Annotated in this window: 18 protein-coding genes and 1 riboswitch; of the genes, 15 read left to right on the top strand and 3 right to left on the bottom strand. The window is 42.4% G+C overall.

What is annotated here, in order from left to right; translation table 11 throughout:
* Positions 1–7: 7 nt before the first annotated feature.
* Positions 8–388 (bottom strand): hypothetical protein, encoded by a 381-nt coding sequence (locus R7Q41_RS06520; RefSeq protein WP_005373669.1) that lies wholly within the window; start codon positions 386–388, stop codon positions 8–10.
* 278 nt (positions 389–666) lie between these two features.
* Between R7Q41_RS06520 and R7Q41_RS06515 the strand changes: the two genes are divergently transcribed.
* The 10 genes from R7Q41_RS06515 (at position 667) to R7Q41_RS06470 (ending at position 9,704) form a co-directional block, all read left to right on the top strand.
* Positions 667–963 (top strand): isoamylase early set domain-containing protein, encoded by a 297-nt coding sequence (locus tag R7Q41_RS06515; protein WP_053349287.1) that lies wholly within the window; start codon positions 667–669, stop codon positions 961–963.
* A gap of 213 nt (positions 964–1,176) precedes the next feature.
* Positions 1,177–1,890, top strand: coding sequence for a response regulator (locus tag R7Q41_RS06510; protein ID WP_053349288.1), 714 nt, complete (start codon positions 1,177–1,179; stop codon positions 1,888–1,890).
* Positions 1,890–3,188 (top strand): ATP-binding protein, encoded by a 1,299-nt coding sequence (locus R7Q41_RS06505; RefSeq protein WP_213961581.1) that lies wholly within the window; start codon positions 1,890–1,892, stop codon positions 3,186–3,188. The genes R7Q41_RS06510 and R7Q41_RS06505 overlap by 1 nt, the downstream gene beginning before the upstream one ends.
* 119 nt (positions 3,189–3,307) lie before the next feature.
* On the top strand, positions 3,308–3,700 hold the full coding sequence (locus tag R7Q41_RS06500) for a hypothetical protein (protein ID WP_005385575.1): 393 nt from the start codon (positions 3,308–3,310) through the stop codon (positions 3,698–3,700).
* Positions 3,701–3,860: 160 nt separating this feature from the next.
* Complete coding sequence (locus tag R7Q41_RS06495) at positions 3,861–4,184, top strand: diacylglycerol kinase (RefSeq protein ID WP_005385571.1); 324 nt, start codon at positions 3,861–3,863, stop codon at positions 4,182–4,184.
* 21 nt (positions 4,185–4,205) lie between these two features.
* The gene (locus tag R7Q41_RS06490; RefSeq protein WP_262674619.1) at positions 4,206–5,861 is read left to right on the top strand and encodes a phosphoethanolamine transferase; all 1,656 of its coding nucleotides are present in this window, start codon (positions 4,206–4,208) and stop codon (positions 5,859–5,861) included.
* A 123-nt stretch (positions 5,862–5,984) separates the two neighbouring features.
* Positions 5,985–6,917: a Gfo/Idh/MocA family protein gene (locus tag R7Q41_RS06485; RefSeq protein WP_213886165.1), complete on the top strand. Its 933-nt coding sequence runs from the start codon at positions 5,985–5,987 to the stop codon at positions 6,915–6,917.
* A 218-nt stretch (positions 6,918–7,135) separates the two neighbouring features.
* Positions 7,136–7,567: a YccF domain-containing protein gene (locus R7Q41_RS06480; RefSeq protein WP_005373685.1), complete on the top strand. Its 432-nt coding sequence runs from the start codon at positions 7,136–7,138 to the stop codon at positions 7,565–7,567.
* A 690-nt stretch (positions 7,568–8,257) separates the two neighbouring features.
* Positions 8,258–8,596, top strand: coding sequence for a hypothetical protein (locus R7Q41_RS06475; RefSeq protein ID WP_213917196.1), 339 nt, complete (start codon positions 8,258–8,260; stop codon positions 8,594–8,596).
* Positions 8,597–8,855: 259 nt separating this feature from the next.
* A complete protein-coding gene (locus R7Q41_RS06470; RefSeq protein ID WP_213917195.1) occupies positions 8,856–9,704 on the top strand; it encodes a patatin family protein in 849 nt (282 codons plus the stop codon).
* 142 nt (positions 9,705–9,846) lie between these two features.
* On the opposite strand, the gene R7Q41_RS06465 is transcribed toward R7Q41_RS06470, so the two are convergent.
* Positions 9,847–10,695: a pirin family protein gene (locus R7Q41_RS06465; RefSeq protein WP_213917194.1), complete on the bottom strand. Its 849-nt coding sequence runs from the start codon at positions 10,693–10,695 to the stop codon at positions 9,847–9,849.
* A 401-nt stretch (positions 10,696–11,096) separates the two neighbouring features.
* On the opposite strand from R7Q41_RS06465, the gene R7Q41_RS06460 reads away from it, so the two are divergent.
* From R7Q41_RS06460 to R7Q41_RS06440, 5 genes are all read left to right on the top strand, one after another.
* Positions 11,097–11,306 carry a cold-shock protein gene (locus R7Q41_RS06460; RefSeq protein ID WP_005373691.1) on the top strand — a complete coding sequence of 70 codons (210 nt, stop codon included), beginning with the start codon at positions 11,097–11,099 and terminating at the stop codon, positions 11,304–11,306.
* Between the two features lie 240 nt (positions 11,307–11,546).
* Entirely contained in the window at positions 11,547–11,756 is a 210-nt protein-coding gene (locus R7Q41_RS06455; RefSeq protein ID WP_005373692.1) for a hypothetical protein, read from the top strand.
* Between the two features lie 50 nt (positions 11,757–11,806).
* The gene (locus R7Q41_RS06450; protein ID WP_017633782.1) at positions 11,807–11,947 is read left to right on the top strand and encodes a PA3496 family putative envelope integrity protein; all 141 of its coding nucleotides are present in this window, start codon (positions 11,807–11,809) and stop codon (positions 11,945–11,947) included.
* A gap of 237 nt (positions 11,948–12,184) precedes the next feature.
* Positions 12,185–12,284, top strand: a riboswitch (purine riboswitch).
* 89 nt (positions 12,285–12,373) lie between these two features.
* On the top strand, positions 12,374–13,390 hold the full coding sequence (locus R7Q41_RS06445) for an adenosine deaminase (protein WP_017819853.1): 1,017 nt from the start codon (positions 12,374–12,376) through the stop codon (positions 13,388–13,390).
* Between the two features lie 126 nt (positions 13,391–13,516).
* Positions 13,517–13,990, top strand: a complete 474-nt coding sequence (locus R7Q41_RS06440) for a peroxiredoxin (RefSeq protein WP_005385557.1) — start codon at positions 13,517–13,519, stop codon at positions 13,988–13,990.
* Between the two features lie 50 nt (positions 13,991–14,040).
* Here R7Q41_RS06440 and R7Q41_RS06435 read toward each other — a convergent pair whose 3' ends face one another.
* The gene (locus R7Q41_RS06435) at positions 14,041–14,448 is read right to left on the bottom strand and encodes an SPOR domain-containing protein (protein WP_005373701.1); all 408 of its coding nucleotides are present in this window, start codon (positions 14,446–14,448) and stop codon (positions 14,041–14,043) included.
* Between the last annotated feature and the right edge of the window lie 95 nt (positions 14,449–14,543).

Genomic DNA, 14,543 nt, shown 5'->3' with positions numbered 1-14,543 from the left:
TGAGGAATTAAACAATCGGAGGACGATAAAGCTTGGTGATCACTGTCACTACTTTTTCGACTAGAGGCCTATCAATCAAAGCAAGGCTATAAGGAAGAAGCAGTAAGTCGTTTTGAGATAAGTTGGCGGGAATTTTGACCATGCAGGAAGAGCTACAACTCGTGTGAGATTGTTGTGCCTTATTGATGGCTGACTCATCGTGATGTGATTCTACGCAGTCGTCATTGACGCCAAGTTGTTTGTGTAGAGCAGCCTGTTGAACAATAAGATCGCGTACTTCAATTGTTTTCATCGGAGCGGAAGCCTGCGCCACAGGAGCGACACTACTCAAAAGCATAGCAACTAAGCAAACTATCGCAGTCAACAATGTACGGTTAAACTTCAACATAGCTACATCAAGGAAAATGGTGATTTAAGATAATACATGATAACGGTTTGACTTCAAGATACGGACTCTCGGCTCGCTAACAAACTCTGTTCTTTGACTATTTTAGGCTAGTGAATTTTCTCTCTAACGCTCCCTCAGTACACGAAACCAGCACAACGAGCTATTCACCGTTCGGATACTCCCCTCATCAGATACCAGCAACAATTCGATAAAACTTGAAATCATTATGAAACACGAGTAATAGTTAGAACAGTTTTTGTACGAACAAGGAAAGATCAATGCTTAAAAAAAGATTCTTTAAGACAAAAGATGAAGTCGAAGTCACGTTCGAGCTAGATAAAGATCAGTGGGACTCTGTCCAAATTGCTGGAGACTTCAACAACTGGCAGCCAGAACCGATGAAATTAGTGAAGAAAAGTCGTCAGTTTAAATTTAAAACCCGCTTACCTAAAGCGCGGAATGTTCAGTTCCGTTACTTGCTCGATGACGCGAAGTGGGAAAATGACCCACAAGCTGATGCTTACGTTCCAAATGCATTTGGCAGCGACAACAGCGTCGTATGTACCACCGAATAAGCGGTAATTTCGCTTTAAGATTCCATACCTAGGCGCAAACGTTGCGCCTTTTTACATCTCTCGAAATGTGATTGGTGATTAGATTTAAATCATTAATTGGCAATTTTATCCAATTAACTCATCCGATAACCTTATTCTGAGAAAGCTTTATTTGAAATAATTCGTAAATTTGTTTAAGTTCCATTGATATTAAATATTGTATACATCACTTAAATGAACGCACAACAAATCAAACCATCTCTAATCATTGTGGAAGACGATCCCAAATTACAAACTATGTTGGGAGAGTATTTTGTTGAACAAGGTTTTCAGGTCAAATGTATCGACAATGGGACGGACGCACCTCATGCGATTATTGACACACAACCAGACGTGGTGCTGTTAGATTTGATGCTACCCGGGCAAGATGGTCTGAGTGTATGTCGTCAAATCCGAGAATGCTACAAAGGCAAAGTGTTGATGCTGACAGCAAGTGATGATGACTTCGATCATGTCGCCGCATTAGAAATAGGCGCAGATGACTTTGTTACTAAACCCATCAAACCTCGCGTATTGCTGGCTCGTATTCGCATGCTATTAAGAAGAAAAGAGGCGGCGCCTACCGAGTCCGAAAACGGCCTACAAATTGGTGTTCTGTGTTTAAACCGATTGCGTAAATCGTGCGTAATGAACCAAGAAGAAATTGCGCTGACAGACGGCGAGTTCGATTTGTTGTGGGTTCTTGCAACGCATGCTGAAAAAACACTATCACGTGAGTGGCTGACCAAAACACTGCGTGGTATTGAATACGATGGAACAGACCGCACCATTGATAATCGCATAGTGACACTGAGAAAGAAGCTAGGCGATGCTTCTTGCTCACCACAAAAAATCATTACCGTTCGCGGCAAAGGCTACCTATTTATGCCTGATGCATGGAATGAATAATGAGACGAATTTATCTGGAAAGCTTTGTTGGCCTTATCATTCTGTTTATGGCTAGCTTGTGGGGATACGAGTTCTTAGTTTATGAGATCAACACAGATTATGACTACCTATTACAAGAGCATGAGGGTCAAGCTTTTCACGATCTGATCTACCCTATCTATAAAGAACACGGATTAGAATATACTCAACAACAGTTGGAACAATTTGCCACATCAAGCCATCGTTTGTTGGTGCCTCATACGCTTGAAGAGCTTCCAACAGACATCAAAAAGGCGTTTGAAAGTGATACCTCCGTTAACGTCGCTTACGATGAAGAAAGGGATATCTGGTTCCGCCTAGATGCGAGCACGCCTATCTTTAAAATGAGCGATAATCCGAATAGTCCTGTGGTTAAAGCAGCCAACTTTGATGACAATATCGTTTGGTTGTTCTTTTTAGCTGGATTTGCTCTGTATTGCATATTGTTGATCTGGTTCTTAAGCCGTCGGATTCGAGAGCTAGAGAGAGTGACCGTTGAGTTTGCCTCAGGTAACTTCAAGGCTCGAGCTAGTACCTCAAGCGCTAAGTCTGTTGGGACGTTAAACAAAAGCTTTAACACGATGGCCGATAAAGTATCTCGCTTGATCACTAGCAATAAAATGCTAACTAACGCCGTTGCACATGAATTGCGTACCCCAATCTTCCGCTTACAATGGCAAGCAGATTTGTTATCGGATTCAACCTTAACTGAACAACAGAAAAAGTATGTTTACAGTATCGTCGAAGACATTGACGAGATGGAAGAAATGGTTGAAGAATTGCTTTACTACGCAAAGATGGAGCGTCCTGACACAGCATTACAAACTCAAGAAGAAGTCGTCCTATTCAACTTAGTCAAAGAATTACGACAGAGATGGCAAAAAGAGACTACGCTCGCTATCTCGCTTCAAGAAGTAAACTCAGAAAACGTTCTCGCGTTTGCTGACCCAAAATTGTTAAAGCGAGCCTTAGATAACTTGCTGCGCAATGCAATGCGGTACGCGGATAAGCAGATTTTAGTAGAGATAAAACACGATCAGCACCGCTGCTTCATCAATGTTCATGATGATGGCATAGGTATTGAAAAAAAGCATTGGCCTCATCTATTCGAACCATTTTACAGCGCGGATGAATCTCGCAACAAAAAGACGAGCGGGTTTGGGCTCGGTTTGGCGATTGTCAGACAGATAATGGAGCTTCAACGTGGAGAAGTTTCGATTTGCCATAGCCCACTTGGAGGAGCTTGCTTCACACTTAGCCTCAAAAAATCAGACAGTTAACTTAACCTTCCTACCCCATTTACAGAAGACGACACTTCAATACACTCAAGCGACAGAGCCCAACAATAAAACAGTGTACATTTAATCCATAAGATTCACACACTAAATGGATAGTACTCATGTATAAATCTTTTATCCTGATTATGGCGCTTACTTCTACGCTTACAGCTTGCGCCTACAACCAAAAACCTGTCGTCGACATGACCAATGTTGACCCTAGTACATATGAACAAGACTTTCTTTACTGCCAAGGCTATGCAGAAAATGTCGACAAATCAGAGGCAGCGAAATCTGAAGCCACTAATGGGGCAGTTACAGGCGCATTGATCGGCGCAGCTGCTGGTGCGCTAGAAGACGGATTAGGTGGAGCGGCTGTCGGTGCTGCTGCCGGCGGTGCTGTAGGAGCTGGAGCTGGTGCTTTGAGTGGAACAAATGATTCAACCAAAACTCAATCTCTCGTATTGCGTAAATGCCTCCAGCACAAAGGCTATACCGTCTACGATCTTGATTAAATAAGCACTTTTCTTAAATTATCGCGCGATGGATTCTATTCACAAATGTTTCACGCTGTAACGATTAATCTCGTTACCTCTCTGGGATATGTGTTCCATCCCAATGCTTAAATAGTAAGGTCATATTTTGAAGCCAGGTAAAACAGGTATACGCCGTGTCATGGATGCGACCGGCTATTCATTTCAAGGATTGAAAGCCGCATGGACACACGAAGCCGCTTTTAGACAAGAATTGATTCTCGCCTTGGTGCTTTCCGTCTGTGCTTTTTTCCTTCCTGTCACCACATACGAAAGAGTGCTGATGATCAGTAGCCTGTTCTTGGTATTGATCGTCGAACTCATTAATTCCGCCGTAGAAGCGGTTGTCGACCGTGTTAGCGATGACTGGCACGAGCTCAGTGGTAGAGCCAAAGATATTGGCTCAGCAGCAGTATTTGTTGCGTTAACTCTTGCCCTTTTTATTTGGGCTTCGTTCTTGCTCTAATTTTTATTCAAGACACTCATTATGAAGACACATGATTTACAACAGAGAGGTATCTCTTACGTTACCTTTACTTTCCTGTTGGCGCTGTATTTCGCTCTCGTCGTAAATATCCCTATTTATAAAGAACTGATCGGCATCTTTACACACTTAGATAATGTCAAGATTGGATTTATTATCACAATACCAATTTTCTTTCTTGCCGCGCTCAATTTCCTTTTTAATTTATTTAGTTGGCCTTGGATCGGCAAGCCGTTCTTTATAATTTTAATCATTGTTTCAAGTATGGTGAGCTACGCAAGCTATAACTATGGCACACTTTTCGATTCTGGAATGATTGCCAATATTGTTGAAACCGATTCGAGCGAGGCGAGTTCTTACCTGAGTGCTCACTCTGTAATTTGGACGCTGATTATGGGAGTTATCCCTGCTATTATTGTCTTTAAGGTAAAGCTGCAATCTCAACGCCACCAATTACTGTACTTCTCTGTTACCAAATTAGTATCGATGCTGTCGTCGCTAGCTGTCATCGCCGTCATTGCCAGCGTGTACTATCAAGACTACGCATCTGTAGGGCGCAACAATAGCCACCTAAAAAAAATCATCATACCCACCCAGTTCGTTTACAGCGCGACCGGGTATGTGAAGGAGAAATATTTCACCACGCCAGAGCCATATCGAGAAATCGGCACAGATGCAAAGCAGTCAGATAGCGCCGTACAGCAAGCACAGCGCAAACCAACACTACTGGTTTTTGTCGTAGGAGAAACCGCTCGAACGCAGAACTACCAACTCAATGGCTATACACGAGAGACAAACCCTTATACTAGTAAACTGGATGTTATCTCATTTCAAGACGTCGCGTCTTGTGGTACCGCGACTGCTGTATCTGTGCCTTGTATGTTTTCACAGCTCACGCGAAACGAGTTTGAACGCACCAAAGCGGATAACCAGGACAATGCTCTCGATATAATGCTGCGCGCTGGGGTTGACCTCATTTGGAAAGAAAATGACGGTGGGGATAAAGAAGTAGCCCACAAGATCAAGAAAATTGAAGTGGATCGAAAGCAAGTAAACCCTATGTGTAATGGCCAAACTTGTTACGACATGGCGCTATTAGATCATTTTGATCAGGAAGTCGCGGATATGCACGGTAACCGAGTGGTCGCCATGCACCTTATAGGAAGCCACGGTCCGACCTACTTTCAGCGTTACCCAAGAGACAACGCCTTCTTTAAACCAGACTGTCCACGTGCAGATATCGAAAACTGTAGCATCGAACAAATAGTGAACACATATGACAATACAATACGCTACACCGATCTTGTATTGGCAGAAACCATCAAAAAACTTAAAGCGTTAGAGTCTGAGTATAATACCGCGCTAATTTACATATCGGATCACGGTGAGTCACTAGGCGAAAACGGATTGTTCTTACATGGTATGCCTTATGGCCTTGCACCAGATTTCCAAAAACGTGTTCCTTTGATTATGTGGCTGTCTTCGGGCTTTAAACAAGCGAAGCAGATCAATACCGACTGTTTGTATAAACAAGCACAGAATGCAGGCCAATACTCACATGATAACGTGTTCCACTCTTTATTAGGCATTATGGATGTACAAACTCAAGCCTACGATAGCAAGTTAGATATATTCAAAGCCTGCCGAGCCGTTTCCTAAATCATTCAATAAAGCCTGGCTCAAAGTGTGAATCAGGCTTTTTCTAACAAGGTATTTAAACTCATCGCCGCGCCAAGCGTTATACTGACAGTCCGCGATCCATACATCGAGATAAGGACTAGGATGAAAATTGGTATTATTGGTCTAGGGGATATCGCTCAGAAAGCATACCTTCCTGTTATCACTCAGCTTCCAAATATCGAACTTGTATTTTGTACCCGCAACCCAAACACACTTGAGAGCCTGGCTAAGCAGTATCGAATCTCAGAGATCTGCCAAGACTACCAGCAACTTCTGCACTTTGGCGTCGATGCCGTCATGATTCATGCGGCAACAAGCGTACACCCTCAAATAGCGGCATTTTTTCTGCAGCATGGAATTCCAACCTTTGTCGACAAACCATTAGCGAATAGTGCTGATGACGTGGAAAAGCTGTACGACATTGCCGAAAAAGAGAGACAGCCACTCTATGTGGGCTTTAACCGTCGTCACATTCCACTTTACAACCAACATATGCCACAAGTGCAGCAAGGCAACATATCTGACTTAAAGTCGTTACGCTGGGAAAAGAACCGTCACCAACTACCGGGGGATGTTCGTACCTTTATATTTGATGATTTTATTCACCCATTAGACAGCGTTAACGTCACAGCCAAAGCCGATCTAAAAGATGCTTATGTAACTCATCAACTTGAAGGTGGTCAGTTGGCGCGTTTAGATATTCAGTGGCAACATGGAGATACTTTGCTCCACGCCTCGATGAATCGCCACTTCGGTATCACTACAGAGCGCGTTCAAGCTTGTTATGCAAACAAAGCAGTGGAGTTCGACTCCTTCGTTGAAGGCAAACTATGGCAATCTAACCAAGAGCAAAAAATCAATTTGAAAGACTGGACGCCAATGCTGACGAGTAAAGGTTTCCATTCGATGTTGCTCGATTGGTTTGGCGTCGTTGAGTCTGGAAATATTGCTGATGAAGTAGTAACACGCAACATTGCCAGCCATCGATTGGCAGAGCAAATTTGTCAATATCTCGAGAAAGTTGTCTCTAGATAATGCGATTCTTGGCTATATGCTTGATTGAGTATTACGCTCTATACTAAAAAGACTTGCCTTAGGGAAGGCATTCATTCTCTGTTAAGACTACGGCGATTATTCTATCAATCAGGTGAATGAGGGCACGGAAGCACACATCGACAAAACAGACGGTTTAGATTTGTTTTACACTGCTCTCAGGTATCTGAATCATCACATTCAAGAATAAAGGAAATAGAATGAGAACACTTGGTAACATCATTTGGTTTGTATTTGGTGGCGTATTTATGGGGTTGCTATGGTGGTTTTTTGGTATTTTGGCCTTTATTAGCATCATCGGAATACCTTGGGGGCGTGCGTGTATCGTTATGGGTAATTTTTCCTTTTTCCCATTCGGTAAAGAGGCCATCTCACGCGATGAATTGACCAATGAAATGGACATTGGCACGAGTCCGCTCGGCGTTATTGGTAACGTCCTTTGGTTTGTATTTGCAGGCCTTTGGTTAGCTATCGGTCACGTACTTTCTGCCGCAGCATGCTTTGTCACCATAATCGGCATTCCGTTTGCGCTCCAACACCTCAAGCTAGCGGTTATTTCACTCGCACCAATTGGTAAAACGGTTGTATCGTCAGAAGAAGCTGCAATGGCTCGATACAACATCAATCGTTAGCAAAAAGCTAATGCGCTTTCTATCCTCTGGGCAGTCATGCTCAGAGGGTAACGCCCGTCAAAAGTAAGCCTATAATCGCTATCGCATATTCAATAATGGCTGATTGTATATTCATACCGTCACCTTTACGTTGAAGTTTATCCTAGCTCAGCACTGCTTTACTTTTATAATTAATTAATACGCCCAATCGAGTTCAAGATGCTAGACTCATAGCGTCGTCACTGACTCAAACTCCAAGAACGACGTAACGAAAAAGCGAGCTATCCTATGCTCGAAATATGGATTCTTTCCCCCTCGAAGTAGAGTTCAACAACAAAAAGACGAACTATAATCATAGCCAAAATTAATGCTTTTCGACCTAAAATATCTCACATCAATCAAAGAAAGCTTCTAAGATTTTCTCTTTTTGAGTAAATATAGACAGTTACAGTAGCGAAATTCTTCTCGGTAAAACTCCCCACTCAATCTCATGATCAGTTTTTTTAAAAAACAACAAAAATTCGTTGTTATCTAGAGTAATTATTTTATTTGTCGCAGAGCAATTCCATCAATATCATTTGCGACATCGGAGTGCTAGAGCATTGAACTTTTTAGCATTTATCACAGGTATAGAACGTAAAAAACCTTTTATTACTTATTTTTCTTTTTACATATGTTCTAACTCAACGTCTATTCAGACAGGAATATACCGTGGATAAATATCAAGCAGCTTATGCTAAGCGTCTAGAGAAACTAAATGGGGATCCATCTCCTAAAACGATAGCCCGCCTTTCGGCTTGGGATGCGTTTTTTAACAAGGAGTACGAGCTCCAAGACTTGGAATACCAGCTATCGGACGCTGCGCACCACCACTATGAACAGTCGCATGCGAAGAGCGACATTAGCTTCAAAGAATTCAAACGAGCGTTCTATAATGAATCCATCAAAATTTACAATTTAACTGATGGCGCTTCTATCCAGAAAGTATTCACCCCATTACTTTTGCTTACAACGCTCTGGATAGTGTTTGTATGCCTATTTAACAAGTGATCATCAAACTATTCCAACAACGATCAGTATGGGACTACAGGTATGGCTCTATGTAAGGGGGCTAATTCGCTCGGTCTCCTTCACTAAATTAGCGACTCAATTACCCGCAATTCCATAAGCTAAAAGTGACAAGGGCATCCGTTGATGCCCTTTTTATTCAAAGGAACGCAACCAATAGACCTTTGGCCCACTTGGGTATAAAACCATTATGCGTTAAGCTGCACGCTATTATCCGATTGATAAAGAGTGGAGCGAAGTGATGGAAAAAGTAGGCTCTCGAGCATTGATTGTCGAAGGTGGAGCCATGCGAGGCGTATTTTCATGCGGCATACTCGATCATTTTCTTGCTAGCGAGTTCTCTCCATTTGATAGCTTTTGGGGAGTGTCTGCGGGTGCTAGCAACTTGGCTGCCTACTTAGCTAAAATGCCCGGACGTAACTTAAAAATCTACCTCGATTACAGCTTAAGAAAAGAATTTATCTCTCCATCTCAACTTCTACGTGGTGGTAATATGATGAACTTAGACTGGATGTGGAATGTCACCCTCGAAGAACTTGGAATCGATAAATCTGCGCTCAAAGCTGATTCACGACCTTTCTTTTTAGGCGTGACGCGTCAAGACAATGGGCAAGCGGAGTACCACCTTCCTGATGTCGACGACTTGGCAGAAACAATGAAAGCCAGCAGCGCACTGCCTGTACTTTACCGAAATGGCGTATCACTGAACGGAATTCAATACGTTGATGGTGGCGTCTCAGACGCACTTCCTGTTGCAGAAGCAATAAAGCGAGGAGCCAAAAAGATTATGGTTTTACGCAGTCAGCCCGCAAGCTATCAAAAGCCAAGAGGAAAATTCAGCGCCCTAACTAGGAGGATGTTGAAAGAAACGCCCGGATTAATTGAACCTATGTTGACACGTGAAGTTCGCTACAATCAGACCTTAGCGCTGATCAACAACCCACCACCTGGTATCGAAATCATTCAAGTGTGTCCTCCTGAAACATTCAAGTTGAAACGGCTGAGTCGATCGCCAGCACCACTGCGTCATGCTTATGAGTTAGGAATTGAAGCAGGAAAGGAAGCCATCATACGCTGGAGTCAGAAGTAGAAAAAAGCCACGTGGATTAAACGTGGCTAACGCAAATTCGATGGCAGTGGATTATCGTATTTGCTTCTGGTCGAGCCCAATGTTCAGGCTCAAAACTGTTTTAATTTGCTCGCTAACTGAAAAAGCGAGTAGGCAGTCAAAACTAGTAAGTTTCAAATAACCCAGAGTTGTAGTCTTGGATAGCTTGTTCTATCTCTTCCATGCTATTCATGACAAAAGGGCCATAATGCACCACGGGTTCATTAATTGGCTCACCTATAAAGATCAGTGCACCACTCTCTTTTTCGGCCTGCAATTCAGCCCATTCACCTTTCGATAAAATGGCCATTTCGCCTTGATTGATCTCACGACCTTTTAATTGAATACGACCTTTATAGACATAGAGCATCATGTTGTTGTCTTGCTCCGTGTTCAAATTCAAAGCTTGACCACCCATCGCTCTCCAATCGGCTACCGTGGCAGCAACACCTGTCTCTGTTAGCGGCCCCTGAATTCGTTCGTTGTTTATAGTCATATGACCCGCAATCAAACGTACAACCCCCGTATTCGGAGTATCAAACTCAGTGATCGTTTCAGGTTGAAAGTCATGATATTGAGCTGGCTGCAGCTTATTTTTCGCGGGCTGGTTAATCCAAATTTGGAAACCATGCAATTCGCCTTCCTTCATAATAGGCATTTCGCTATGGATGACGCCTCTTCCTGCCGCCATCCACTGTGCACCACCGGAACGAAGCTCACCAACATTATCCATATGATCACGATGCTGGAAATGACCTTTCAACATATAAGTAAGCGTCTCGATACCGCGGTGCGGATGCGGAGGGAAACCGCCGATATAATCAGCGCGGTCTTCTGATTTGAGTTCATCCATCATCAAAAATGGAGAAAAGCTAGCATGATTGAAACCCGCTACTCGGCGAATTTTCACTCCATCACCATCAGCAGTAGCTTGCGCAGGAATAAGCTGACGAATGTCTCTGAATGTACTCATACTAGTTCTCCTAGTTTATCTATGTGACCGCTTGCAAATCGCATGTTCAATCTATGGCTATCGATAAGGTTCTATTTTAGGTTGATGAGCTAAAATTATGAGCCATACTATTCGTTCTACTTATTCAACTTTTTCGAACAATACAATTTATCGAGTTAATAATGAGCACATTTAATTTATCTAAAATAAATGTAGCTATTTTCTAAACAAGGTGTATAGTGTGCCTTGGCTCTTAGAAGAGAGCTGTTAATGCAACATTTAGTTTAAGTTTCCTCTCAGTAAAATCTTGAATCCCCAATTCAGACACCTGCGTACAACTTCCTCTTGATTGAACATTCAATAGCTTAGAAAAGATCCACAAAACAAATCATAATTTTAATGTTTAATTCAAAGGTATTTTTATGTCTAAAGTAACTGGTTCAGTAAAATGGTTTAACGAAACTAAAGGCTTCGGTTTTCTATCTCAAGACAACGGCGGCCAAGATGTATTCGTACACTTTAACGCTATCGTTTCTGACGGTTTCAAAACACTGACTGAAGGTCAGAAAGTAAGCTTCAATGTAGAGCAAGGTAAAAAAGGTCCTCAAGCGACTGAAGTAACTCCTCTATAAGACTGCTTTTCTTGGTGTAGCATGCCCATGCTGCACCAAACCTCTCTCCTTCAAAAATATTCTTTCATCAATCACTCAGCCTAATTTTAGGCATTGCTTTGTGCTATCTAAAATAAACTGAATAGTACTGCTTAATTTATTATTTATAGGAAAAATCATGTCCTCAAAAAGAACTGGCCGTCAAAGGCATTGGTATCAATTACTTAACAAAGAGAAAATCACTAAAAAACAGGAGAATAAATGTTAGAAATTGAATTTAATTTAGAACAACCTCAAACCTCTTGGAACGCTAAAATACATCAATTAAATGGTGATATTTTACGAAGACACGTATTACCGAAACTTCTTTCTCATAGCTTTATGATCGATTTTGAATATTGTGAGAAAACGCAATCTGGAACTATTCTCTGTGATTCAGGTTCAAAGTTAGGAAGTTTTACTGTTAACTGATTCAGTTTTCATGCATTAATGGATAATGCAACTAATTTGGAAGGTATCCAATGGCTAGAAAAAGTAAGAAGCAGTCAGAAAAAGACAAAAAAGAGTCTGAACAAAACGCGGCGGCGGTAAAGCAGAAAACTCGACGCCGCATAGAAGACATTATGGAACAAAGAGAATTTGATAAGTTATTCGATCTATAAATGCTCTCTAGTGCTTTCTCTGCCTTTATCGTTGTGCAAGGTACCGCCACCTACCTTTGCTCAAACGAATCTCCACTCTTTTAGACTACTCTTCTAATTACACGTGCCTCTCACACACGCAAAAACAACTGGCTCCTCTATACTCAAGTGACTTGCAAATAGTCGTTTCGCTCACAGGAAAACCCGTGACTAATGACAGTTAGGTTATTTGCGTATAGCCAAAGCGATATTTTTGCGTATAATCCCTCTCGTTTGCTTCGTATAACCCCAATGATATGGTTTGGGGGTCTCTACCAGTTCCCGCAAAGTGCTGATTACGAAGAGTTGAGATCATCGTGGGTCTTACTCTTTGTGATAGCGTTCGATTTATTTCTATCTATACCTATTCTTAGAGTAACTGCATCCACAATACACATAAGGTGGAATATGAACGCATTTATTCAAGGTCTTCCAAAAGTAGAGCTGCACTTACATATCGAAGGTTCACTTGAGCCGGAACTCTTATTCAAATTAGCAAAACGAAACGGCATCGAGATCCCTTACTCTTCTCCGAGTGAACTACGCAGCGCATATCAGTTTACAGACTTACAATCATTTCTCGACCTCTATTACCAAGGAGCGGGAGTTCTGCGTACGGAGCAAGATTTTTACGATCTCACTTGGGAATACTTACTGCACTGTAAAGAAGACAACGTTATTCATACCGAAATCTTTTTTGACCCTCAAACACACACAGAACGCGGCATAGACTTTGACACTGTTATCAATGGAATCGCTCGTGCGCTAAAAGATGGTCACGAAAAACTTGGCATTACTTCGCAAATTATTGCGTGTTTTCTCCGTCACCTTTCAGAAGAGAGCGCCATAGAGACCCTGCAGGCTATTCTGAAACACCGTGATAAGATCATTGGTGTTGGGCTAGATTCTTCAGAACAAGGTCATCCGCCAGCTAAATTCAAGCGCGTATTTAAACAAGCAGTAGAAGAAGGCTTACTTACCGTTGCTCACGCAGGTGAAGAAGGCCCCGCACAAAATATTAGCGATGCAATTGAAATGCTTTACGTGAGCCGCGTGGATCACGGTGTTCGCTGTGTTGATGATGAAGCATTAGTTGAATCCTTAATCGAAAGCCAAATGCCACTGACAGTGTGTCCGTTATCGAATCTTAAGCTATGTGTATTCGACGATATGAAAGATCACAATATTGTGGATTTGCTACGAAAAGGTGTCGCCGTAACGATTAACTCAGACGATCCTGTGTACTTTGGTGGCTACATGACGGATAACTTTCTGGCCGTCAACAACGCACATCCAATGAGTAAGAGTGAACTTGCCCAATTTACAATGAACGCGATTGATGCCAGCTTTATCGATAACGAGTTAAAGGCGAAATATCGTCACCTTGTTAGCCAATACGTAAACCAGCACGAAGCGTTGCAATAAAGGCATCAGTGCCACGCCTTAGGTCAAATGCGTAGGTATTAAAACCCTACAAAAACTCTGTGGTTAACCGCATTTATAAACGCTAGACTGAGAAAGCTAAACTAGCACACAAAAAGGAATAGAATCATGATTCAACAAGGCCAAGCTCTACCAGTTGCAACTCTAAGTGAGTTGACTGCCGATGGTATGGTTAACCACGACGTTACAGAACTGTTTGCGAACAAGAAAGTCGTACTCTTTGCTGTACCTGGCGCATTCACCCCTACCTGTTCAGAAGCTCATCTACCAGGCTATGTGGTATTAGCTGATGAGCTAAAGGCAAAAGGTGTTGATGTAATTGCGTGCGTTTCTGTAAACGATGCATTTGTGATGCAAGCGTGGGGCGAAGCTCAAAACGCTTCTGAGATTCTGATGTTGGGTGATGGCGACGCTAGCTTTACTAAAGCATTGGGTCTTGAAATGGATACAGGCGGCTTTGGTGGTATTCGCTCACAACGTTACGCGATGATCATTGAAAACGGCACAGTGACTAAGCTTAACGTTGAAGAGCCAAAAGAGTTTGAAGCAAGCAAAGCAGAAACGATTTTAGCGGCGCTTTAAGCTTACTCCTAAATACAAAAACGGAAGCCATCGCTTCCGTTTTTTGTTGGCTAACGCATTCTCACAACACTCGTTTGTTGCTTACGCTGCATTTCCGCAAAAGTCAGCACAAACGGGGATGACTGCTTTACACGGCTTGGTAATGAAGAAAGCGCATTGTAGGCATCCTGTTTCGTTTTAAAATCACCAACAGTTACCGTATACCAACGTGTGCCTCGGCTGTTTTTCCAGTTAACCCAAACCGGATGCTTAGGATCGATATAGCGAATATAATCTTTCACATCTTTTTCTTGCTTCAGCGCGAGTACCTGCATCGTGTAATGGTTTGGGTTTAAATAACCATATGCATCCTGAGAGGTCATGACTCCAACACATTGGCCGCTATCGACCTCCTGCTGGTAAGGCATAGCGCAGCCCATGAGCGATAAAATCAATGTCAAAGATAAAATCTTGTGCACGTGTCACTCCATTCTTGTTCTAGTTTCTTTTCTCTCGCACCCAAAAACAAAAAACGCTCTTGGTCAGGTAAAAACACACCCTTACAAGAAGGCCT

Origin of the sequence: Vibrio sp. 2096, from assembly GCF_033339595.1 — a bacterium.
GTDB lineage: Bacteria > Pseudomonadota > Gammaproteobacteria > Enterobacterales > Vibrionaceae > Vibrio > Vibrio alginolyticus.
This window is presented reverse-complemented; position numbering and strand designations above follow the sequence as displayed.